Origin of the sequence: Aeromonas sp. 603757 (assembly GCF_049171255.1) — a bacterium.
Classification (GTDB): domain Bacteria; phylum Pseudomonadota; class Gammaproteobacteria; order Enterobacterales; family Aeromonadaceae; genus Aeromonas; species Aeromonas veronii_A.
The window spans coordinates 32567-54513 of record NZ_JAAKOE010000016.1 but is presented as its reverse complement, the minus strand read 5'-3'; the positions used below and the strand labels follow the sequence as shown (position 1 = coordinate 54513).

The window sequence follows — 21947 nt, the reverse complement described above, 5'->3', positions numbered from 1 at the left end:
GATGCGGGGTCGCCCGCAGCCTCATTCACCGGTCCTACTTCAGATAGGATCGCAATACCCGCACTACTTGATTCAGATCTTCCAGCCGCTCGGCCGGGGTCGCCTCTTCGGCACCCAGATGCTCACGCATGTGCCCTTCCAGCACCTCCAGCATCAGGCCGTTGACGGCACCGCGAATGGCCGCGATCTGCTGCAAAATGGCGGCGCAGTCGCTCTCCTGCTCCAGCGCGTGCTCCAGCGCACCGGCCTGTCCCTTGATGCGACGTACCCGTGCCAGCAGCTTCTTTTTACCGTGAATGGTGTGTGACATGCAGGATCCTCTCGATCAATAAAACTATACTGGGGTATAGTATATTGCATTGTCGTCCTCAGGAGAAATCCATGTCATCCCTTGCCTCATCCCACTGCCACCAACCCGTCGTCCACGAAGGGAATCCGCTGGCCGAACAGAAGACTCGCTGGGCCGTGCTGCTGACCGTCATCATGATGGTGGCGGAGATCGGCGGCGGCTGGTTCTACAACTCCATGGCGCTGCTGGCCGATGGCTGGCACATGAGTTCCCACGCGCTGGCGCTCGGCCTCTCGGTGCTGGCCTACCGCGCCGCCCGCCACTTTGCCCGCGACCACAGATTCAGCTTCGGCACCTGGAAGATCGAGGTGCTGGGTGGCTTCACCAGCGCTCTCCTGCTGGTGGGGGTGGCCGGGCTGATGCTGTTCGAGTCGGTGTTCAGGCTGCTCGATCCCAGCCCGATCCACTATCAACAGGCGATCGCCATCGCGCTGGTGGGGCTGCTGGTGAATCTGGCCTGTGCCTGGCTGCTCAAGGATGATCACGGCCATCATCACCACGGCCATGGGCATGACCACCATCATGGGCATCACGACCACGATCATCATGACCATGACGATCACCACGGCCATCAGGATCTCAACCTGCGTGCCGCCTATATCCACGTGCTGGCGGATGCGGCCACTTCCGTGCTGGCGATCCTGGCACTGGTGGGGGGCATGCTGTGGGGGGCCGACTGGCTGGATCCCCTGATGGGCATAGTGGGGGCCGTACTGGTGGCGGTGTGGGCATGGGGTCTGCTGCGCGACTCCGGTCGGGTGCTGCTGGATGCCGAGATGGATACCCCGTTGGTGGGTGAGATCCGTGAGGTGATTGCCGACCTGCCGGATGCCGAGATCCGCGATCTGCACGTCTGGCGGGTGGGCCAGCAGCAGTATGCCTGCGTGCTCTCCCTGCTGATGACTGCGCCTGTCTCCGCCAGCGAGATCCGCGCGCGGTTGGCGATACATGAAGAGCTGGTCCATGTGACCATAGAGATAGCCACTCCATAGCCAGATTTATGGCTGTCTATGCCAGATAGCGTGCAACTTGTACTCTGCAACACGAGTAAATCGAAGCAGTTTTTTCTGGGGAGGCCTGTGGCAGGCACGTGCTGATTATGTGCCTGGTACAAGCCTCACCGGGGCTAGGGGTGAGATGTGACGGTTTGAGTTAACGTTCGAAGAAGCGATAGAGGTGTTCTACCTGCATCGGGCAGTCAGCTACCAGATGCACATGATCGCGGGCCTGTTCGACCGTATCGAAACTGACCGGGCAGCCGAGGGTATCGGTCAGCTCGTAGAGGGCGCCATCATTGCCTCTGAATTCGATGATCCAGCCGGGGATGGCCACGTCGTGGAGTATTTCGGCCTCTTGCAGGATCTGTTGTTGATAGAGCTTGCGAAGTTCACTGACTGTCATGATGCTCTCCTGTGAAGGGGGATTCAGCTCCAGTCTATGCCTCTCTTTGTGCGGACGGCAACCGGATCATCCCCGCAGGACCTCCCAGGCCCAGCGGATGCGGATAAAGGTCTCGGCATTGCCACCCCGATCCGGATGGTGCTGCAGTGCCAGCTCCCGCCAGCGGCGGCGGATCGCCTCCTGACTCGCCCCCTCATTCAACCCGAACAGGGCCAGCGCCTCGGCTTTGTGCCCCTCACCGTCATAAGCGCGCCAGAAGCGGTTGAGCAGGGCTTCAACTTCGGCACGGTCGGTCTGCCAGAACACCTGCCAGTCGAGATAGTAGCTACGCAGATTTTCGCCAAGGGCAAAGCCGTGGTTGGCCTCCTGATTCCCGGCCAGCGGTTCGAGCCGGATATCCAGGGTGCTGATTACCAGCCACCATCCCTCTTGCCAGAGCTCGGCCTGCAACTGGTAGAGGGCGTTCATGATCAGGAAGTTGACCCGAAACAGCTGTAGTTGCTCATCGTCGGCCAGCCGGGGGATCTCCCCCTGCTGGCGCAGAGCGGCCATCAGTTCATGCACCTTGTAGCTTCCCGCCGCCTGTTGCAATAGCACCAGCAGAGGGGCGATCAGCGGATTGTGGTTGGCTTCGCTCATTCGGCACCCTGCTCTCTGGGTGGCTGCAGGGCGATCAGCAGCTCACCCGCCTGCGGGGTGACAGGGCCGGTAACGATCTGGGGCTTGCCCTTGCCATCCATGATGAACAGCGGGATGGCGCCGGGATTGGCGGTCTGATACTGGGCCCAGTCGAACGTCTCGCTCAGGCGGGTCGCCTTGATCTGGCCGCCCCGGCTCAGCAGGCTGCTCAGCTTGGCATAGTTGATGTCGGGGCCGAACAGGTTCTGGCGAGCGCGAAAGGTGGCGCTCTCCCGGTTGGCCTTGCCGTGCTGCTCGCTGGATCGCAGGGAGTAGACCTGCTCCTCGCCGTAGAGGTGGGCAAAGTGCAGCACCCCGAGGGCGTTGTTGTGGCGGTTGGGGGAGAGTGCCAGCACGGTACTGATGCTGGTAAGCGGCAGGTGCAGCTCGGCATGTTCCGACTGGGGGTTGCCGAAGTAGCAGGGGAGGTTGCTCATCCGCGCCTGTTTGCAGAACTCCCAGGCGGGATCGCAGAGCTGTACCGGCACCCCCTGATCCGCCAGCGCCTTGCCAATGGCCCGCGCCACCGAGTTGGCCCCTATGATGAGCCAGGTGTTGGGGGCGCTCTGGCGCATCTTGAGCAGGCTGGCCAGCGGTGCCGAGGTGAGGCTCTGCAACACCACGGTGGAGATGATCACCGCAAATACCAGCGGTACCAGCTTGTCGGCATCGGGGATCTCGGCCTGATGCAGGCTGATGGCAAACGAGGCACTGACTGCCGCCGCGACTATGCCACGCGGGGCGATCCAGCTCAGCAGGGCGCGAGCTCGCCAGGAGAGATCCGAGCCCCAGGTCGAGACCAGAATACAGAGCGGACGCGCCACGAATTGCACCACGCAGAGCAGCGCCAGCACCATGGGGCCGAGTTGCCAGAGCTGGGCCAGATCGAGGCGCGCTGCCAGCAGGATAAACAGGCTGGAGATAAGGATGACCGCGAGATCCTCCTTGAACGCCAGCACCTCCTCCAGATCCAGCCCCTCCTGATTGGCGAGCCAGATGCCGAACACGGTCACCGCCAGCAGACCGGACTCGTGGCTCAGCCAGTTGGAGAGGCTGAAGGTGAGCAGCACCAGCGCCAGCACGCCGAACTTGTGCAGGCTGACCGGTAGCCAGTCCTTGCGAATGAGCAGGGTGGTGAGCCAGCCTGCTGCCACCCCGATCAGGGAACCGACCAGCACTGTCTTGCCCAGCGCCAGCAGGGTATGGCTGATGAGATCTCCCTGACTGCCGAGGCGGACCGCCTCGAACACCAGCACCGCAAACAGGGCGCCGATAGGGTCGATGACGATCCCCTCCCAGCGCAGGATGCGGTCCACCTCCCGGGTGGGGCGGATCACGTTGAGCATGGGGGCGATCACCGTCGGGCCCGTTACCACCAGTACCGCGCCGAGCATGGTGGCGACCCGCCAGTCCAGCCCCAGCAGGAAGTAACCGGCGCTGCCGATGACGGCGAAGCTGACCAGCATGCCGGTGGAGCAGAGATTGCGCACCACCTTGCCGATCCCCTTGAGCTCGGCCAGATGGAGGGTCAGCGCCCCCTCGAACAGGATGATGGCCACCGACAGGGAGACCAGCGGAAACAGCAGATCCCCGAGCAGGGCATCGGGGTCGAGCAGTCCGCTGACCGGGCCCAGAGTCAGGCCGGTGAGCAGCAGAAACAAGATGGCGGGCACCCGCAGCGACCAGGCGAGCCATTGGGCCAGTACGGAGACCAGGGCGATCCCGGCCAGAGAGAGGGCAATCATGCAGACCTCGATTCAGGCAGTGAGTATGGAGCTAGTGTAGTGGCTAAGTTGGTCAGATTGACACCCGAAGGAGCGAGCATCATGGCCGGGATGGGGAGATGTGCGACAGTCGGCGTCATGGTGGCTGGCGGTGGTGTGCAGGGCGCCAGCCAGACGCCAACCGTGGTGATGGGGTGGCCTTGGGGCCGGATTAGATGGGGCTCTCCTTGTGGAGCTCGCCGACACAATCGGCCAGCGCCAGTACCAGTGCGGAGCGCACCATCTGATCGAGCCGGTTGAGCTGCATCTGGTAGAAGGCCCAATCCTCTTCGCTGGCGGGGGGCTCCAGCTTCATCATGCCGCCCTGATTGACCCCGTGCAGGCGGTCGAGCAGATCGCGGATCGGCTTGTCGCTGAAGCGGTAATCCTTGGGGTCGCGCACCAGAAAGTCGCGGATCTTGATATAGGCTTCGATATCCTGATAGCGCTCAAGGGAGATGAGGCCGAGGGCGAAGATGAGCTTGAGGCGCACCTCCAGCTGGCCGAGGGGGCCGCTCTGGTTGAGCAGGGGTTCGATGGCGTATTTGACGGCATACTCCTCCTGACGGAACGCGCGTCGCATCAGGGAGTCGACCGCCTCTTCCAGGATGGTCACGGCTTCGAGAAAGAAGCCGCGGGGGCCATCCTGCTCGTTCAGTCGTTCCAGTACTTCATCTTCCTGGTGTGTGGTCATAGGTGCATTGGGTCCAGCTGACAGGGAGAGAGTCAGCCTCTCTCCCGGTTTTTATCATATGGGGCACATTCCCTTGCCATTCAAGCGCTTGGCGCGCTATCAGTGATGGCTGAATGCGCCGCAAGCAGGGTCATTACAGGGTTTCGTAACGGGCGACGATGGCGCGAACCACCTCGCTCTCTTCATCCAGTCCGGTAACGCGGGCCAGCGCTTTGGCCGGGCCAAGCTCCGCCAGCAGGGCTTGCAACTCCACTGCCTGCGGGTCATCGGCATTGCGATAGTGGAGCGCCGCGGCGATCCCTTCCTGCAACTGATCGCTCGGCAGGCCGTACTCCAGGGTGCCCAGCAGCGGCTTCACCAGTCGATCCCCCGCCGCCAGCTTGCGCAGTGGCTGACGACCGACCCGGTCAATCTCGTCCACCAGATAGGGGTTGGCGAAGCGGGCCAGGATCTTCTCGATGTAGGCGGCGTGCAGACGCGGGTCGAAGCCGTAGCGTTTCACCAGCACGGCACCGCTCTCCTCCATGGCGCGGCGCACCTTGCTGCGGATCACCGGATCTTCGATCGCCTCGCGCACTGTGCGATAGCCCCGCAGCTTGCCGAGGTATGCGGTGACGATGTGGCCGGTGTTGAGGGTGAACAGCTTGCGCTCGACGAAGGCCATCAGGTTGTCGGTGGGTTCCATGCCCGCCACCTGTGGTAACTCCCCCTTGAACTGGGTCTGGTCGACGATCCACTCGCTGAAGCTCTCGACCGTCACTTCCAGCGGGTCATCGTTGGCTGCCGCGGCGGGCGGCACGATGCGATCCACCGCCGAGTCGACGAAGCCGATGCAGGATTCGAGCGTGGCATGATACGCGACCGGCAGGTACTTGAGTACCTCCTGCTTGAGGTGGCTGGTGCCGCGCACCATGTTTTCGCAGGCGATGACGTTGAGCGGTGTCAGGTTGCCGGCATCGAAGCGGGCCTGCAGCCCCTTGGCCAGGGTGCTGGCAATCTTGTCCAGAATGTTGGGGCCGACTGCGGTGGTGACCAGATCGGCGGTGATGATGCGGGCGATCACCTCGTGACCGGCGGAGCTCACCGCCGCCACGTTGCGTACCACGTCCAGCTTCTGATCCGCACCCACCACATGAACCTTGTACTCCTGACGGTGGTTGAGCTGGTCGATCAGGATGTCGTTGACGTCGGCGAAGGTGACCTGATGGCTGGCATCCGCCAGCACTTTGCCGATAAAGCCGCGACCGATGTTACCAGCACCAAAATGCAATGTTTTCATGATATTAACCTCTTGAACCAAAGACGATGAAAGATGATTACGCAGCCTGTTCGGCACCCAGCAGATCCAGGAAGGCCTGGGGATCCGTGGTGCTGGCCAGCCGGTCGATGAGACCGGGTTCATCCAGTGCATTGGTCAGGCGGGTTATCACCTGCATATGTTCGTCGTTGCGGGCGGCGATACCGATCACCAGCCGCGCCACCTCATCGGCGGCTTCGCCAAAGGCGACCCCGGCCGGGTACTGGCAGATGACGATACCGGTACGCTTCACAAACTCCTTGGCGGCGATGGTGCCGTGGGGCACGGCGATGGATTCGCCGAGGTAGGTGGAGACCAGCTGTTCACGCTCCAGCATGGCGTTGACGTAGTCGGGCGCCACGTAGCCGCGCTCTGCCAGCAGTCTGCCTGCGGTCAGGATGGCGGCCTCCTTGCTGTCCGCTTTCAGTCCCAGATGTACGTCATGACGGCTCAGGGTGAACACTTCGGCCGCTTGCGGTTCGTAGCTGTCGTCGTTGGCGGCCACCAGCAGCTGCGGGTTGGCGACATCGTCGTTGGCGGCTTGAGTCAGACTCTGTACCAGCTCCTGATAGAGGCCGTTGTCGAGGAAGTTGGTCAGGGAAATATGGTGAGCGTTCGGCGCATGGCGACGGGCCCGCTCGGTCAAATCCTTGTGGGTGATAACCCAGTCCACCTGATCGTCGAGCTGATCGATGGCGCGGTTGGTGACGCTGATATCGAGGCCAGCGGCCTGTACCCGCTTGCGCAGCATGCCGGCGCCCATGGCGCTGGAACCCATGCCCGCATCGCAGGCGACCACGATATTGCGCACCGCCATCAGTTCACCGCCCGGCTTCTTGGCCGCTGCGGTTTCGGGCTTGCCGCCCTTCATGGCTTTCATCTTGCGGGTGGCTTCACCTAGGGCATCTGCCTCATCGGCTTCCGGCTGCTGGGCGCGGACGAACACGGCGGCGACCAGGAAGGAGACCAGAGTGGCGCTGATGATGGAGAGGGCGACCCCGATCAGGGAGGCTTTCGGCGTCATCAATAGCACGGCGAAGATGGAGCCCGGTGAGGCAGGGGAGACCAGACCGGCATTGAACAGGGTCAGGGTAAAGACCCCGGTCATGCCACCGGCAATCACCGCCAGAATGAGGCGTGGGTTCATCAGCACGTACGGGAAGTAGATCTCATGGATGCCACCGAAGAAGTGAATGATGGAGGCGCCAGCCGCGGACTGCTTGGCCGCACCACGACCGAACACCATGTAGGCCAGCAGCACGCCCATGCCCGGGCCCGGGTTCGCTTCAATCAGGAAGAAGATGGAGCTGCCGTGCTCGGTCGCCTGCTGGATCCCCAGCGGCGAGAAGATGCCGTGGTTGATGGCGTTGTTGAGGAACAGGATCTTGGCCGGTTCGACGAAGATGGAGGTGAGCGGCAGCATGTGGTTATCCACCAGGAAGCCGACGCCACCGGCAAGCAGGCCGGAGAGCACCTTGACGAAGGGGCCAATCACGAAGAAGGCGAGGATCGCCAGCAGCATGCCGATAAGCCCGGCGGAGAAGTTGTTGACCAGCATCTCGAAGCCGCTCTTGACGCGACCGTCCATCGCCTTGTCGAAGCGCTTGATGGCCCAGCCACCGAGCGGGCCGACCATCATGGCGCCCATGAACATGGGGATATCAGTTCCCACGATGACACCCATGGTGGTGATGGCACCGACCACGCCGCCGCGCTCACCGCCCATCAGTTTGCCGCCGGTGTAGCCAATCAGCAGCGGCAGCAGGTAGGTGATCATGGGGCCGACCAGCTTGGCCAAGGTTTCATTGGGCAGCCAGCCGGTGGGGATGAAGAGGGCGGTGATAAAGCCCCAGGCGATAAAGGCGCCTATGTTGGGCATGACCATATTGGACAGGAAGCGTCCAAAATTCTGTATCTTGACTTTGGTATCCGGTGATAACATGTCGGGACCCCGTTTTAAGCCTGTTTGATTAAAAGTGGTAGTCGGGATGGCCGGTTTTGCCGAACCGCCATCCCGGTCGTCTAAGCAACTTCAATCTACCAGCTTGATATCAAATTAGGCTGAAAACGGGGTGTCTTGTGATCTAGCTCTCAGATACCCAGCGATACCCCCTCCATAAACAGTGACCCACATCACATTCCTATGCTGTAATTCGGCTACATTTCGCTCTTTTCTGTTTTGCATGGTCATTTTATGTGACTTAAATCACCAAAGTTTCTTGGTGGCCCCATTATGTAAAGGTGATTCATGTCACAAATTCAATTTTTGTATTCGAATGGGACAAATCACTCAGTCACTCATCAGCGGGTTGTGACGATGGATCTATCGAAACACTCCATTGCTTACCAATGAATCAATAAATTTGTAACCCGCTTTCAGTTTTTACGGTCGGCGATGAGGTCTCTTTTGCTGCTGGCTGGTGGGAATGGGCGCCAACATGCAGGATGTTATCGAGCGGCAGATGTTCGGGGCGCTTGCTTGCCGCGCAGGGCTGATAGCAGATAAAAACAAACCGCCAGCAGGCGGTTTGTCGGTTTTTACGAGCTATCCCATGTCGGGGGCTGCGGTTTAGTAGAAACCGGCATCCTCGGGGGAGGGGCGGGTCTTGAAGCGGCGATGGAGCCACATGTACTGCTCCGGCGCCTTGCGCACGGCGGCTTCAATCTCGCGGTTGGCGCGGGCGGCATCAACCATGTCATCCCCGCTGGGGTAGTCGGCGAGCGGCGCCCCGATATGCAGGGTGTAACCCTCGCTGGTGCGGATGTTGTAGCAAGGCAGGGTGACGGTATTCTTCACCCGCGCCAAGGTGGCGGTGCCGGTGATGGTGGCGGCCTGCTCTACCGCGAAGTAGGGCACGAACACGCTGGCGTGGCTGCCGTAGTCATGATCCGGTGCATACCAGAGGGCGTCGCCGTTGCGCAGCGCCTTGATCATCCCCTTCACATCCATCCGGTCTACCAGATATTTGTTGGAGGCACAGCGCCCGTGGTACTGGGCATACTCCAGCACCGGATTGGTGTTGGGGCGATAGACCCCCACCCCGGGCCGCACCAGCCCGAAACAGCGGGCGTTGAGTTCCAGCGTCAGGAAGTGGCAGGAGAGCAGCAGCATGCCCTGACCTTTTTCCATGGCGGCGATGACGTGCTCTTCCCCTTCCACCTTCATCAGGTTGCGCATCCGCCAGTCTGGCCAGAACCAGGCGATCCCCACCTCGAACACGGCGCAGCCCACGCTCTCGAAGTTTGCTTTTAGCAGTTTCTCCCGCTCATCCCGGGTCAGCTCGGGCATCGCCAGCTCCAGATTGCGACGGGCAATCTTGACCCGGGACTTCAAAATCCTGGCGGCGAGGCGACCGAGCTGACGGCCCAGCCACATCTGGCTGCGCCACGGCAGCAGGGTCAGCAGCCAGAGCAGGCCGAGGCCGAACCAGCTGGCCCAGTAACGGGGATGAAACAGGCGGGGCTCCAGGCGGGGAGCGTTGTCATGGGCCATGGCTAATCTCTTGTTCGCAAACACAATCGGGGGATTCTAGCCGAAAAGGGGGGGCGGGGGCGAATGGCTGTGTGCTGGTCAGAGGGGTAGCCTGCGTCCGGTTAGCGTGACAGCGGCGGCAACTGCGGTCGGCTTTTTCTACACCGGATAAAAGAGTGTGATAAAATCGCCCGCTGATTTTTCAGGTTTTGAGAGTCGATACAGATGAAGATCACCCTGCCCGATTTTGAAAAAGCCCGCGTTCTGGTCGTTGGCGATGTCATGTTGGACCGTTACTGGCATGGCCCTACCGGTCGGATCTCCCCCGAGGCGCCGGTGCCCGTGGTCAAGGTTGAACACATTGAGGAGCGTCCCGGTGGCGCGGCCAACGTGGCCCTCAACTCCGCTGCCCTTGGCGCCCACGCCGTGCTGCTTGGCCTGACCGGTCAGGACGAGGCTGCCGATGCCTTGGCTGGCCAAATGGCTGGCGTCAAGGTGGCCTGTGATTTCGTTCGTCTGGCCGACTTCCCGACTATCACCAAGCTGCGGGTGCTGTCCCGCAACCAGCAGCTGCTGCGTCTGGACTTTGAAGAGCCCTTCCACTCCGTCGATGCCACCCTGCTGATGAGCAAGGTCGAGCAGGCGCTGCCAAACAGCGACGTGATGATCCTCTCCGACTACGGCAAGGGTGCTCTCAACGACGTGCCCGGCATGATCCTGCGCGCCCGAGCCGCCGGTATTCCGGTGCTGGTCGACCCCAAGGGGACCGACTTCGAGAAGTACCGCGGTGCCACTCTGCTGACCCCCAACATGTCCGAATTCGAGGCCGTGGTGGGCAAGGTGAAGAGCGAAGAGGAGCTGGTCGCCAAGGGGCTGGATCTGGTCAAGCGTTTCGAGCTGGATGCCTTGCTGGTCACCCGTTCCGAGAACGGCATGACCCTGATCCGCGAAGGTCAGGCGGAGCTGCATCTGCCGGCTCAGGCCCACGAGGTTTACGATGTGACCGGTGCCGGTGATACCGTGATTTCGACCCTGGCTACCTCGCTGGCGGCAGGCAAGAGCCTGGACGAAGCTTGTGCGCTGGCCAATACCGCTGCCGGTATCGTGGTCGGCAAGCTGGGTACCTCTACCGTGAGTCCGGTCGAGCTGGCCAATGCCCTCTACACCGAGCAGGAGACCGGCTTCGGCGTCATGTCCGAAGCCCAGCTGAAAGTGGCGGTTCGTGCCGCCCGTCTGCGTGGCGAGAAGGTGGTGATGACCAACGGCTGCTTCGACATCCTGCACGCCGGCCATGTCTCCTATCTGGCCAATGCGGGCAAGCTGGGGGATCGCCTGATCGTGGCGGTCAATACCGACGAGTCGGTTCGTCGCCTGAAAGGGCCGGGTCGTCCGGTCAACCCGACCGAGCGCCGCATGGCTGTACTGGCTGCGCTGGGCGCGGTGGACTGGGTGGTGCCCTTCTCCGAGGATACCCCGCAGCGCCTGATCGCCGAGATCCTGCCGGATCTGCTGGTCAAGGGCGGCGACTACAAGCCGGAAGATATCGCCGGTTACGCCGAAGTGACTGCCAACGGCGGTGAGGTGCGCGTCCTCAACTTCGAGGATGGCTGCTCCACCACCGACATCATCAAGACGATCCGCGAGCGCGGCTAACGTTCTGCTAGCCCCGCAATCTGGCGGGGCTCACTATCGGCGGTAGCAAAACGGCAGAAATACGGATAACAAAAAGGCGACCTTGCGGTCGCCTTTTTCATGTCCGATAGCGGCTATCAGCCTTTGGCTTTTGCCGTGGCAGGCATCAGACCCTGGTTCACTTCCACCAGATCCTGCGCTTCCAGAATACCGGCAGCCTGTTTCAGGCTCAGGATATTGAGAATGTAGTTGTAACGGGCTTCGGAGAGCTTCTGCTTGGCCTCGTACAGCTTGCGAGTAGAGTCCAGCACGTCGACGATGGTACGGGTACCCACTTCGTAACCGGCTTCGGTTGCCTTCAGGGCGCTGTCGGCGGAGACCACAGACTGGCTGTAGGCGCGAACCGAGCCGATGCTGGCGTTCACGTTGTTGTAGGAGGAGCGCACTGTGCTCTGCACCGAGCGGAAGTTCTTCTCCAGCAGTTCACTGGCCGCAACGTAGTTGTATTGAGCCTGTTTTACCTTGGAGCTGGTGGCGCCACCACTGTAGATGGGCAGCTTGAAGGTCAGACCGATATTGGCCTGATTGTCATTGCCGCCGCTCTGAATACTATCCAGCTTGTAATCGGTATTGCTGGTTTGCAGTCCGGCACCCAGATCCAGAGTCGGCTCATGGCCGGTTTTGGCCAGATCGATCTGCTCCTTGGCAATGTCCTTGCTGATGCGGGCACTGTGCAGTTGCAGGTTCTTGTCCAGCGCCAGCTCCAGCCACTTGTCGGAACCGAAGGCAGTCTTTTGCGGGCTGAAGCGATCGGTGTTGAGGATGTCCAGGTTGCGGTGATCAACACCGGTCAGCTCGCGCAGGGTCTCGTAGCTGTTGTCCAGCGAGTTTTCTGCATTGATCTCGTCAGCCAGCGCCTGGTCGCGAGAGGCTTCTGCTTCATGGACGTCGGTGATGGCGGTCAGGCCCACTTCGAAACGCTGCTGGGTTTGCTCCAGCTGACGCTCTACCGCAACCTTGTTGGCACGGACGAACTCCAGGGTATCCATCGCCTTGAGCACATCAAAGTAGGCTTTGGCGGTGCGCACCATCAGGTTCTGGATTTCGAGGTTGTAGGCGACATCTGACTGAGTGGCCTGCTTCTCGCTGATATCCAGATTGACCCAGTTACTGCGACGATAGAGGGATTGCGACAGCGTCACCTCACCCTTGGCGTTGGTATTGCTCTGGGTATCGTTCTTGTTTTGCAGATAATTGAGCCCGGCACCCAGATCGATCTGGGGCAGCAGAGGGGCACGGGATTCGTTGATCTTCTCGAAGGCCTGGTCGCGAACGGCTTTGGACTGCAGCAACTGCGGGTCTTTGATCTGGGCTTGCTGGTAGATGTCGAGCAGGTTTTCGGCATGGGCACCGGCACTGACGCCCAGCAACACCATGACTGACAAAAGTGTTCTTTTCATAGATCGTTTTAACCTTATGTAGTAACCCAAACTGGTTGCTGGAGAGGCAAATATTGTCACCGACCAAGCTTGATTGCAGCTTAATCACTCTACTATAAGCAAAATTTAATGCTAAGAGTCTCAGGTCCGGTGACGGGAACGTCAAGAACCGGACGCAGTTTTCTCCCCGCGCGCCTAGCCAAATGGTCTGTGGCTGCTAAAATCCACCCCTCATTACCATGGCACGCCGAGTGAATGAACGTTCATTCATGTTCCTCGGATTTTATGGTCAAACTGATACAAGTCAAGCTGACGGGAGCCCCGGATGTCGCAGCAACCCTTGCCGCAAGATCGGCATTACGCCGCCGATGATGTGAAAATCATTGAAAAATCAGCTGGATATAACGGCTTCTTCAAGGTGAATGTCTATCGTTTGCAGCATCGGTTATTTGCTGGCGGCTGGAATCAGCCCATCGTGCGCGAGCTGTTCGAGCGGGGCCATGCTGCCGCACTGCTGCCCTATGATCCAGTGCGCGACCAGATCGTGCTGGTGGAGCAGTTCCGTATCGGCGCCATGGAGACCAGCCCGACCCCCTGGCTGCTGGAGCTGGTAGCCGGCATCATCGACGAAGGGGAAACCGCCGAGGCGGTGGTGCGTCGCGAAGCGGTGGAAGAGGCCGGTATCGAGGTGACCCGCTGCGAGCATGCCATCAGCTATCTGGTGAGCCCGGGCGGCAGCACCGAGCGGATCGAGGTCTTTGTGGGCGAGGTGGATGCCAGCAAGGCCGAGGGACTGCACGGGCTGGCGGATGAGGGCGAGGATATCCGGGTGCACGTGGTGAGCCGCGAACAGGCCTACGCCTGGCTCAAAGAGGGACGTATCGACAATGCGGCCTCGGTCATTGCCCTGCAGTGGTTGGCCCTCAACCATGGCGAGCTGCGCGCCCGCTGGCTGGCGGATCGCTGAGGTGGCGCTGACCCTGCAACAGAGCAGGCGCTATGTGCCTGATCTGATGTCCTTGCAGCGTACCTGCGAGGTCAATTACATGGCGTTGATGAAACTGCTGCCGCCAGATGGGGAAGTCGGCGCCGAGCGCCGCTATCGGGTCGGCAACGATCTGCAGTTCCAGCTCACCATCATTGGCGAGAGTCGCTTCACCAATCAGGTGATCCTGAGCCAGCACAACCCCGAATTGCCCGAATATTTACAAGCTCAGATAGAGATTCGTTTGTATCATGATGTGCGGATGGCGGAAGTGTGTGCAGCGCAACAGATTTCCCGTTTGCAACCACGTTATGATTATCCCAATAAAAAGATGCACCAGCGGGACGAAAAGGAGCAGGTAAATCTGTTTCTGGCCGAATGGCTAAAATTTTGTCTCAGACATGGTACCAGCCCGATCAATATCTCCAGTTGAACAAATAAAAAGAAGCGTGATTTTGGAAACAGAGCTCCCCCAGGCGCAGGACGGCAGTGTGCGCCTGTTGCAAATTACCGACACCCACCTCTTCGCGAGTGCCGAAGGGCGGCTGTTGGCTGTGCGCACCGCAGAGAGTCTGGCCGCCGTGCTGGAACAGGTGCAGGCCAATGAACACCCCTACGAGGTGATTCTGGCGACCGGCGATCTGTCGCAGGATCACAGCCCGGAATCCTATCAGCGCTTCGCCTCCATGATGGCGCCCCTGGGCCGCCCCATCTACTGGCTGCCGGGTAATCACGATGACAGCCCGCTGATGACCGAATATCTCCATGCCGCCGGGATCAGTGAATCCAAACAGCTGGTGGGCGACCACTGGCAGGTGATCCTGCTCGACACCCAGGTGCGCGGCAAACCCCACGGCATGATTGGCGATCACCAGCTGGCCGCCCTCGACCGTGCCCTGCGTCAATATCCTGATCGCCACGCTCTTATCACCCTGCACCATCAGGCAGTGCCGGTGGGCTGTGCCTGGCTGGATCAACACAATCTCAAGAATGCCGATGACCTGTTCGCCGTACTGGCCCGTCATCCGCAGCAGAAGACCATCCTGTTTGGCCACGTCCATCAGGAGTTTGACGAGGTGCACCGCGGGGTGCGGCTGATTGCCAGCCCATCGACCTGCATCCAGTTCAAACCTCTCTCTGATGGCTTTGCGCTGGATGAATCCGGCCCGGGCTGGCGCTATCTCACCCTCTATCCGGATGGGCGGGTGGCCAGCGAGGTGTGGCGCCTGCCGGTGGGACAGTTTGTGCCCGACCCCAACGCCACCGGTTATTGAGGAGAGCATTGCATGAAGTCGGTTCTCCTTTATCTGCACGGTTTCAACTCCTCACCGGGCTCCGCCAAGGCGCAGCAGATGGCTGCCTGGGTGGCCGCCAACCGGCCCGACATCGAGGTGATCATTCCGGCCCAGCCCAATACGCCAGCGACGGCCTGGGCGGCTATCGAGCAGACCATTGCTGATCTGCAGCGTCGTTATGGTAGTGACTACAAGCTCGGCGCCGTGGGTAGCTCCCTCGGCGGCTTTATGGCGACCCGGGTCAGCGAGCAGTACGGCTGCCGCGCGGCGCTGATCAATCCGGCGGTGTGCCCGCACGAGCTGCTTTGCGACTACCTTGGCCCCCAGACCAATCCCTATACGGGTGAGCAGTACGAACTGCTGCCTCAACATATGGACGAGCTGCGGGCACTGGCGGTACCGGTGACGGCGCCGGAGCGACTCTGGGTGCTGCAACAGCAGGGGGATGAGGTGCTCGACTACCGTAAGGCGCTGGACGAATACCGCTTTGCCCGCCTCTCGCTGGAGTGCGGCGGCGACCACGCCTTCGTGGCGTTCGAGCGCTACCCCGCCCAGATCATCCGTTTCCTCGGGCTTTAATCATGCAACCGCCGTTGGCCGCCTTTCTGGAACAGGTACTGGTCACGGCGCAAGCGGGCCTCACCTACTCCAAAGACCCCTTCGATATCGGCCGTTTCGAGGCGCTGCGAGCGGCCACCGTGGCCCTTATCGCCAGCCAGGGCGAGCTGGCGCCGGAAGCCATCAGCGACTGGATTGCCCTCGACAGTGGTTATCCCACCCCCAAGCTCGATGTGCGGGCCTTCATTCAGAACGATGCGGGCCATATCCTGCTGGTACAGGAGCGCAGCGACGACTGCTGGACTCTGCCCGGTGGCTGGTGCGATATCGGTGACTCGCCGGCGGATGCCGTGGTGCGTGAAGTGGTGGAGGAGACCGGCCTTGAGTGCCGTGCGGTGCAACTGCTGGCCCTGTTCGACAAGCTAAAACATCCTCATCCGCCCCAGCTGCCTCACGCCCACAAGGCTTTCTTTCTGTGCGAGGTGGCCGGCGGCCAGCTGCTGGGCGAAACCGATGAAACCAAAGGGGCGGGTTACTTCCCCATCGACGACTTGCCCCCGCTCTCCCGCCATCGGGTGGTGGCCTCCCAGTTGCGCACCCTCCATGAGCACTTGCAGCAGGGGCGGCGCGATACCCTGTTTGATTGACATCTGAGGAAGTGAACCCGTCTGCAAGGAGGCTGGATGATCAAGCGCATCGGCAATACCCCGATTCAAGAGAAACACAAGGCCAGCTGCCACTGCGGCGCCGTGGTGCTGGAGCTCACCCTGCCGGATGGGGTGGTTGATCCGCGCCGCTGTGACTGCTCGTTATGCCGACGTCGGGGCGCTATCGTCGCCTCGGTGCCGCTGTCCGGCATCCGCATTCTGCAAGGGGAGGAGGTGCTGCGCTGCTACCAGTTCAATACCCGCACCGCCAAACACTACTTCTGCAGTATCTGCGGCATCTATACCCACCATCAGCGCCGCTCCAACCCGGCCGAGTATGGCTACAACCTCGCTTGTCTCGAAGGGGTCAACCCGTTCGAGCTGGGGGCGGTGCCGACGCGCGATGGCGTGCATCATCCAGCGGATCGACAGGTCTGAACAAAAGGGGCTCATATGTACCTGTTGCACCCTGCGGGGCAGTGTTAATCTTTAGCGGCCTGTTTACTTTGCCTCGCCCGGGGCAGGGAATGGCCGAACTCTTCTGAACTTCACTGCCAACAGGGAGCACGTTTGTGACAACTCCTTCTGCGCTGCCGGATCTGGTACTGGGCGCCTCTCTCTACTTTCCGCCGCTGTTCAAGGCGGTGCTGCTCGGCCTGCTCTGCTGGCTGCCGGTGCACCATCTGCTGCGTGACTGGCTCTATGGCGGGGATGTCTGGCACCCCTTGCTGATGGATCTCTCCCTCTTTATCCTCGCCGTCAGCGGCGCTCTATGGATGCTGTTACATGGCTAAATCACCTCTCGCGACCCTCAAATACTTCTCCACCCTGCTGGTCTGCGCGCTGGCGCTGGCGGCGGGCTGGTGGCTGTGGAACTACTACATGCAGGGGCCCTGGACCCGGGATGGCAAGGTGCGCGCCGAGCTGGTCAGCATTACCCCCGAGGTGTCGGGCAAGATCATCAAGATAGCGGTGAAGGACAACCAGCTGGTGAAGGCGGGGGAGGAGATCTTTACGCTCGACCCCGAGCCCTACCGGATCGCCCTCGATAATGCCCGGGCGGCGCTGGCCAAGGCGAAATCGGATCTCGACAAGGCCGAGCATGAGGCGAATCGCCGCAGCGGCCTGTCGCGTAGCGTCATCTCCGCCGAGACGATGGACGAAGCGCGCCTCAATGCCCAGGCGATGCAGGCGGCCTATCAGGTGGCACAGGCCAATCTGGAGAAGGCGGAGTGGTCGCTGGCCAAGACCCGGGTGCATGCCGCGAGCGATGGCTACATCACCAACCTGCAGACCCGGGTCGGCAACTATGCCAGCGCCGGCGTGCCGCTGGTGGCGCTGGTGGATACTCACTCCTTCTATGTGCAGGGTTACTTTGAAGAGACCAAGCTCGGCCACATAGCACCGGGCAAACCGGCTGAAGTGGTGCTCTACAGCGGTGAACAGCGGTTGCGCGGCGAGGTGGAGAGCATAGGGCGCGCCATCCACGATCAGAGCGTCGATGGCGGCAACGGCCTGCTGATCGACGTCAAACCCAACGTGCCCTGGGTGCGGCTGGCCCAGCGGGTGCCGGTGCGGATCAGGCTGCTGGATGTGCCGGCGGACGTGACGCTGATCGCCGGCACCACCTGCACCATCACCATTGGCGAGTAGGGTGAGCGAGTCATTCTGGCTGCGTACCCCCTGGGGGAAGGCGACAGGGGGGCAGTGGCGCTATGCCCTGCGCAATGCGCTGGCCATGTGCCTGTCGCTCTGGCTGGCCTTCGTGCTGCAGCTCGACTCCCCCTACTGGGCGATGAGCTCGGCCGCGGTGGTGAGTTTTCCCACTGTGGGCGGGGTGATCAGCAAGAGTCTGGGGCGGGTGGTTGGCAGCCTGATGGGGGCGATGGCGGCGGTGATGATCACCGGTCTTGGCATCAGCGATCCCTGGCTGTTCAGCTTTCTCATCGCCCTCTGGCTGGGCTTGTGCACCTACATCTCCAACCACTATCAGAACAACGTCTCCTACGCCTTCGCCCTCGGCGGTTACACTGCCGCCATCATCGCCTTCTCCTGCGTCAATGTGGCGGATCCCCACCATATCTTCGATATTGCCCAGGCGCGGGTGAGCGAGGTGATCATCGGCATCCTCTGCGGCGGTCTGATGATGATGATCCTGCCCAGCACCTCCGACAGCGAAACCCTGCTGGAATCCCTGCGCAAGAGCCAAGCCCGCCTGCTGGAGCATGCCCAGCTGCTCTGGCTGGGGGAGATGACGCACGAGGTACGCAGCTCCCACGAGGGGTTGATCGGCCAGATCCTCACCATGAACGTACTACGCATTCAGGCGGTCTGGAGCCATCACCGGCTGCGGCGCCAGAACCGGCTGCTCAACTTCCTGCTCCATCGCCAGCTGCGCCTGATCAGCCTTATCTCCAGCCAGCGCCGCATGCTGCACAACTGGCCAGAACAACCGGAAGGCATTCAGGCGCTGCTCGCCACCCTGCTGGCCGAGCTTGGCAAGCCGGAGTGCGACAAGTATCGGGTCGCGAGGTTGCTGGCTCCCCTGATGCCGACCAGCGAGCATGATTACCGGCTGCGCACCTTTTTGCTGCGGCTGCGCCATTTCTGCTGGAGCTATCTGGAGTGCCAGCGCTGGCTCGACCGGTTGACCCGCTACGACGATCAGGAGTGGCCGGCGCCGCCCCGTCACACCTCCCTCACCAGCCATACCGACACGCTGGAGGCCGCCTACAACGGCGGGCGCACCTTCCTCTGCGTGCTGCTCGGCTGCACTTTCTGGATCAACAGTCAGTGGGATGCGGGCAGCTCGGCGCTCACCATGCTCTCCATCTGCTGCGTGCTCTACTCGGCGACCCCGGCGCCGGCTCAGGGGGCCAACACCATGCTCAGGGCGATCCTGCTGCTCAGCCTCATCTGCTTTACGGTCAAGTTTGGCCTGATGATCCGCATCGACGATTTCTGGATCTTCTGCCTCTTGCTCTTTCCGGCGCTGCTCACCATGCAGCTCTGCAAACAACAGCAGGTGCGGCAGGCGGGCCTCTGGGGCCAGATGATCGTGCTGCTCGGCTCGTTTCTCGCCATCACCAATCCGCCCAGCTACGACTATCAGCAGTTCATCAACAGCAGCCTTGCCCAGATGCTGGGGGTGATGAGCGCCGCGCTGGCGTTTCAGCTGCTGCGACCCAGCTCGGATCGGCGCAAGAGCCGCCGCCTCATCCGCTCCCTGCGCCGCCACTTCATGGAGCAACTGGAGCCCGCCCCGCGCCAGAGCGAGAGCCAGTTCGAGTCGCTCATCTACCACTGCATCAGCCAGCTCGGCCAGAGTCAGGATCAGACCGCCCGCCTCTGGGTATTGCGCTGGGGCGTGGTGCTGCTCAACTGCAGCCATATCGTCTGGCAGCTGCGCCAGTGGCGCGGTGACGAGCACCCCCTCTATCTGGTGCGCGACAACTGTATCCGCAGCCTGAAGGGGATCCTCACCGAGCAGGGGGTGCAGCACGCCTCCTTGGATCGCACGCTGGCCGAGCTGCAGCGGATCAGTCAGGGGCTGGCCAACCATGGCGATGGCACGGCGCGAGAGCTGGCAGGCATGGTGTGGCGGCTGCAAAGTTCGCTCTCCCAGCTGCAACAGGCGCTGCCGGGCCCCGCCGAGGGGAGCTGAAACAGCCTTGGGAGGGGCACAATCCCCTCCGGATCACCCTTTCCCGCAGCCAAGTTTGTCCAATACCCTCCCAACGAGTAAGATTCTCCCCAAACGTCAATTCGCAAGGCCCTCCATGTCTACTCAATACAATGCGGATGCCATTGAGGTCCTCAATGGCCTTGAACCGGTGCGTCGCCGCCCCGGCATGTATACCGACACCACCCGGCCCAATCACCTCGGCCAGGAGGTCATCGACAACAGCGTCGATGAAGCGCTGGCAGGTCACGCCCGCAATCTGGAGGTGATCCTGCATGAAGACCAGTCCCTCGAAGTGATCGACGATGGCCGCGGCATGCCGGTCGATATCCACCCGGAAGAGGGGGTCAGCGGGGTGGAGCTGATCCTCTGCAAGCTGCACGCGGGCGGCAAATTCTCCAACAAGAACTACCAGTTCTCCGGCGGTCTGCACGGGGTGGGTATTTCGGTAGTAAACGCCCTCTCCGATCGGGTCGAGGTGACGGTGCGTCGCGACGGTCAGGTCTACGACATCGCCTTCGAGCGCGGCGAGAAGGTGCAGGAGCTGACCATCACCGGCACCTGCGGTCGTCGCAACACCGGCACCCGGGTGCGCTTCTGGCCGCAGGCGAGCTACTTCGATTCGCCCAAGTTCTCGGTCACCAAGCTGGAGCACCTGCTCAAAGCTAAGGCCGTGCTCTGTCCGGGCCTCACCATCAAGTTCCTCGACAAGAACACCGGCATCAAGCTGGAGTGGTGCTACGAAGATGGCCTCAAAGATTACCTGATCGACGCGGTCAAGCAGTTCACCTGCCTGCCGGAGCAGCCCTTTATCGGCTCGTTCAGCTCCGAACAGTCGGCGGTGGACTGGGCGCTCTGCTGGTTGCCGGAAGGGGGCGAATGCCTCGCCGAATCCTATGTGAACCTCATTCCCACTGCGCAGGGCGGTACTCACGTCAACGGTCTGCGTCAGGGCCTGCTCGACGCCATGCGCGAGTTCTGCGAGTTCCGCAATCTGCTGCCGCGCGGGGTCAAGCTGACCCCGGAAGATATCTGGGATCGCTGCGCCTACATCCTCTCCATCAAGATGCAGGATCCGCAGTTCGCCGGTCAGACCAAGGAACGCCTCTCCTCCCGCCAGAGCTCGGCGTTCGTCTCCGGCGTGGTGAAGGATGCCTTCAGCCTCTATCTGAACAGTAACACCGAGCTGGCTGAGCAGATCGCCGAGATCTGCATCAGCAGCGCCCAGCGCCGAATGCGCGCCGCCAAGACGGTGGTGCGCAAGAAGATTACCCAAGGCCCGGCGCTGCCCGGCAAGCTGACCGACTGTAACTGCGCCGACCCCATGCAGGGCGAACTGTTCCTGGTGGAGGGTGACTCTGCGGGCGGCAGTGCCAAGCAGGCGCGGGATCGCGAGTTTCAAGCCATCATGCCGCTGCGCGGCAAGATCCTGAACACCTGGGAGGTGGAGGCCGGTCAGGTGCTCGCCTCGCAGGAGGTGCACGACATCTCGGTCGCCATCGGGCTCGACCCCGACTCCGAGGATCTCAGTGGCCTGCGCTACGGCAAGGTATGCATCCTCGCGGATGCGGACTCGGACGGTCTGCATATCGCCACCCTGCTCTGCGCCCTGTTTGTGAAGCACTTCCGTGCGCTGGTGGAGAAGGGCCACGTCTACGTTGCCATGCCGCCGCTTTACCGGATCGATATCGGCAAGGAGGTCTACTACGCCCTCGACGAGGACGAGAAGAACGGCGTGTTGCAGCGGGTCGAAGCCGAGAAGAAGAAGGGCAAGGTGATGGTGACCCGATTCAAGGGCTTGGGCGAAATGAACCCGAAACAGCTGCGGGAAACCACCATGGATCCCAACACCCGCCGTCTGGTGCAGCTCACCATGGATCCGGCAGGGGAGAGTGAAGGGGATGCGGCTGACGAGACCCTGCAGCTGATGGACATGCTGCTGGCCAAGAAGCGGGCGAGCGATCGCCGCGAATGGCTGGAAGAGAAGGGCAACCTCGCCATCATCTAAGCCGTAGGCCGGCCCTCTCGGGGCCGGCAAGCATTTAGCCGGAGTCG

21 protein-coding genes are annotated in these 21947 nt (G+C 61.5%); 12 read left to right on the top strand and 9 right to left on the bottom strand.

Features of this window, described 5'->3' with window-relative positions; genetic code table 11:
• Positions 1–34: 34 nt before the first annotated feature.
• Entirely contained in the window at positions 35–310 is a 276-nt protein-coding gene (locus tag G5332_RS15265) for a metal/formaldehyde-sensitive transcriptional repressor (protein ID WP_421311332.1), read from the bottom strand.
• Positions 311–381: 71 nt separating this feature from the next.
• Here G5332_RS15265 and dmeF point away from each other — a divergent pair, with 71 nt between their 5' ends.
• Entirely contained in the window at positions 382–1341 is a 960-nt protein-coding gene (gene dmeF, locus G5332_RS15260) for a CDF family Co(II)/Ni(II) efflux transporter DmeF (protein WP_227341451.1), read from the top strand.
• A 160-nt stretch (positions 1342–1501) separates the two neighbouring features.
• Here dmeF and G5332_RS15255 read toward each other — a convergent pair whose 3' ends face one another.
• The 7 genes from G5332_RS15255 to lpxL form a co-directional block, all read right to left on the bottom strand.
• Positions 1502–1750 (bottom strand): hypothetical protein, encoded by a 249-nt coding sequence (locus tag G5332_RS15255; RefSeq protein WP_005343091.1) that lies wholly within the window; start codon positions 1748–1750, stop codon positions 1502–1504.
• Positions 1751–1816: 66 nt separating this feature from the next.
• On the bottom strand, positions 1817–2389 hold the full coding sequence (locus G5332_RS15250) for a DNA-J related domain-containing protein (RefSeq protein ID WP_204420230.1): 573 nt from the start codon (positions 2387–2389) through the stop codon (positions 1817–1819).
• On the bottom strand, positions 2386–4173 hold the full coding sequence (locus tag G5332_RS15245) for a cation:proton antiporter (protein ID WP_204420232.1): 1788 nt from the start codon (positions 4171–4173) through the stop codon (positions 2386–2388). The genes G5332_RS15250 and G5332_RS15245 overlap by 4 nt, the downstream gene beginning before the upstream one ends.
• Before the next feature lie 190 nt (positions 4174–4363).
• Positions 4364–4885 carry an MltR family transcriptional regulator gene (locus G5332_RS15240; protein ID WP_005335907.1) on the bottom strand — a complete coding sequence of 174 codons (522 nt, stop codon included), beginning with the start codon at positions 4883–4885 and terminating at the stop codon, positions 4364–4366.
• Positions 4886–5018: 133 nt separating this feature from the next.
• Positions 5019–6164 (bottom strand): mannitol-1-phosphate 5-dehydrogenase, encoded by a 1146-nt coding sequence (locus tag G5332_RS15235; RefSeq protein WP_421259396.1) that lies wholly within the window; start codon positions 6162–6164, stop codon positions 5019–5021.
• A gap of 37 nt (positions 6165–6201) precedes the next feature.
• On the bottom strand, positions 6202–8124 hold the full coding sequence (locus G5332_RS15230) for a PTS mannitol transporter subunit IICBA (protein ID WP_421259395.1): 1923 nt from the start codon (positions 8122–8124) through the stop codon (positions 6202–6204).
• Positions 8125–8751: 627 nt separating this feature from the next.
• Positions 8752–9675 carry an LpxL/LpxP family Kdo(2)-lipid IV(A) lauroyl/palmitoleoyl acyltransferase gene (lpxL, locus tag G5332_RS15225; protein ID WP_021231687.1) on the bottom strand — a complete coding sequence of 308 codons (924 nt, stop codon included), beginning with the start codon at positions 9673–9675 and terminating at the stop codon, positions 8752–8754.
• A 204-nt stretch (positions 9676–9879) separates the two neighbouring features.
• On the opposite strand from lpxL, the gene hldE reads away from it, so the two are divergent.
• Positions 9880–11307 (top strand): bifunctional D-glycero-beta-D-manno-heptose-7-phosphate kinase/D-glycero-beta-D-manno-heptose 1-phosphate adenylyltransferase HldE, encoded by a 1428-nt coding sequence (gene hldE / locus G5332_RS15220; RefSeq protein ID WP_421311331.1) that lies wholly within the window; start codon positions 9880–9882, stop codon positions 11305–11307.
• A gap of 116 nt (positions 11308–11423) precedes the next feature.
• On the opposite strand, the gene tolC is transcribed toward hldE, so the two are convergent.
• Positions 11424–12746: an outer membrane channel protein TolC gene (gene tolC, locus G5332_RS15215; protein ID WP_216952108.1), complete on the bottom strand. Its 1323-nt coding sequence runs from the start codon at positions 12744–12746 to the stop codon at positions 11424–11426.
• A 304-nt stretch (positions 12747–13050) separates the two neighbouring features.
• Between tolC and nudF the strand changes: the two genes are divergently transcribed.
• The 10 genes from nudF to parE all read left to right on the top strand — a co-directional run bounded on the left by nudF (position 13051) and on the right by parE (position 21900).
• Positions 13051–13692 (top strand): ADP-ribose diphosphatase, encoded by a 642-nt coding sequence (gene nudF, locus G5332_RS15210; RefSeq protein WP_421311329.1) that lies wholly within the window; start codon positions 13051–13053, stop codon positions 13690–13692.
• Positions 13655–14143, top strand: coding sequence for a DUF1249 domain-containing protein (locus G5332_RS15205; RefSeq protein ID WP_196783449.1), 489 nt, complete (start codon positions 13655–13657; stop codon positions 14141–14143). The genes nudF and G5332_RS15205 overlap by 38 nt, the downstream gene beginning before the upstream one ends.
• Positions 14144–14165: 22 nt before the next feature.
• Positions 14166–14984: a 3',5'-cyclic-AMP phosphodiesterase gene (cpdA, locus tag G5332_RS15200; protein WP_041202814.1), complete on the top strand. Its 819-nt coding sequence runs from the start codon at positions 14166–14168 to the stop codon at positions 14982–14984.
• A gap of 12 nt (positions 14985–14996) precedes the next feature.
• Positions 14997–15584 (top strand): YqiA/YcfP family alpha/beta fold hydrolase, encoded by a 588-nt coding sequence (locus tag G5332_RS15195; RefSeq protein ID WP_421209317.1) that lies wholly within the window; start codon positions 14997–14999, stop codon positions 15582–15584.
• A 2-nt stretch (positions 15585–15586) separates the two neighbouring features.
• Positions 15587–16210, top strand: a complete 624-nt coding sequence (locus G5332_RS15190) for an NUDIX hydrolase (RefSeq protein ID WP_421209318.1) — start codon at positions 15587–15589, stop codon at positions 16208–16210.
• A gap of 36 nt (positions 16211–16246) precedes the next feature.
• Entirely contained in the window at positions 16247–16648 is a 402-nt protein-coding gene (locus tag G5332_RS15185; protein ID WP_421209320.1) for a GFA family protein, read from the top strand.
• 113 nt (positions 16649–16761) lie between these two features.
• Positions 16762–17004, top strand: coding sequence for a DUF1656 domain-containing protein (locus G5332_RS15180; RefSeq protein ID WP_033113020.1), 243 nt, complete (start codon positions 16762–16764; stop codon positions 17002–17004).
• The gene (locus G5332_RS15175; protein WP_215802040.1) at positions 16997–17863 is read left to right on the top strand and encodes an HlyD family secretion protein; all 867 of its coding nucleotides are present in this window, start codon (positions 16997–16999) and stop codon (positions 17861–17863) included. Before G5332_RS15180 ends, G5332_RS15175 begins: the two co-directional genes overlap by 8 nt.
• Position 17864: 1 nt before the next feature.
• Positions 17865–19874 (top strand): FUSC family protein, encoded by a 2010-nt coding sequence (locus G5332_RS15170; protein ID WP_421311326.1) that lies wholly within the window; start codon positions 17865–17867, stop codon positions 19872–19874.
• A 115-nt stretch (positions 19875–19989) separates the two neighbouring features.
• Entirely contained in the window at positions 19990–21900 is a 1911-nt protein-coding gene (gene parE / locus G5332_RS15165; protein ID WP_421311325.1) for a DNA topoisomerase IV subunit B, read from the top strand.
• The last annotated feature ends 47 nt before the right edge of the window (positions 21901–21947 follow it).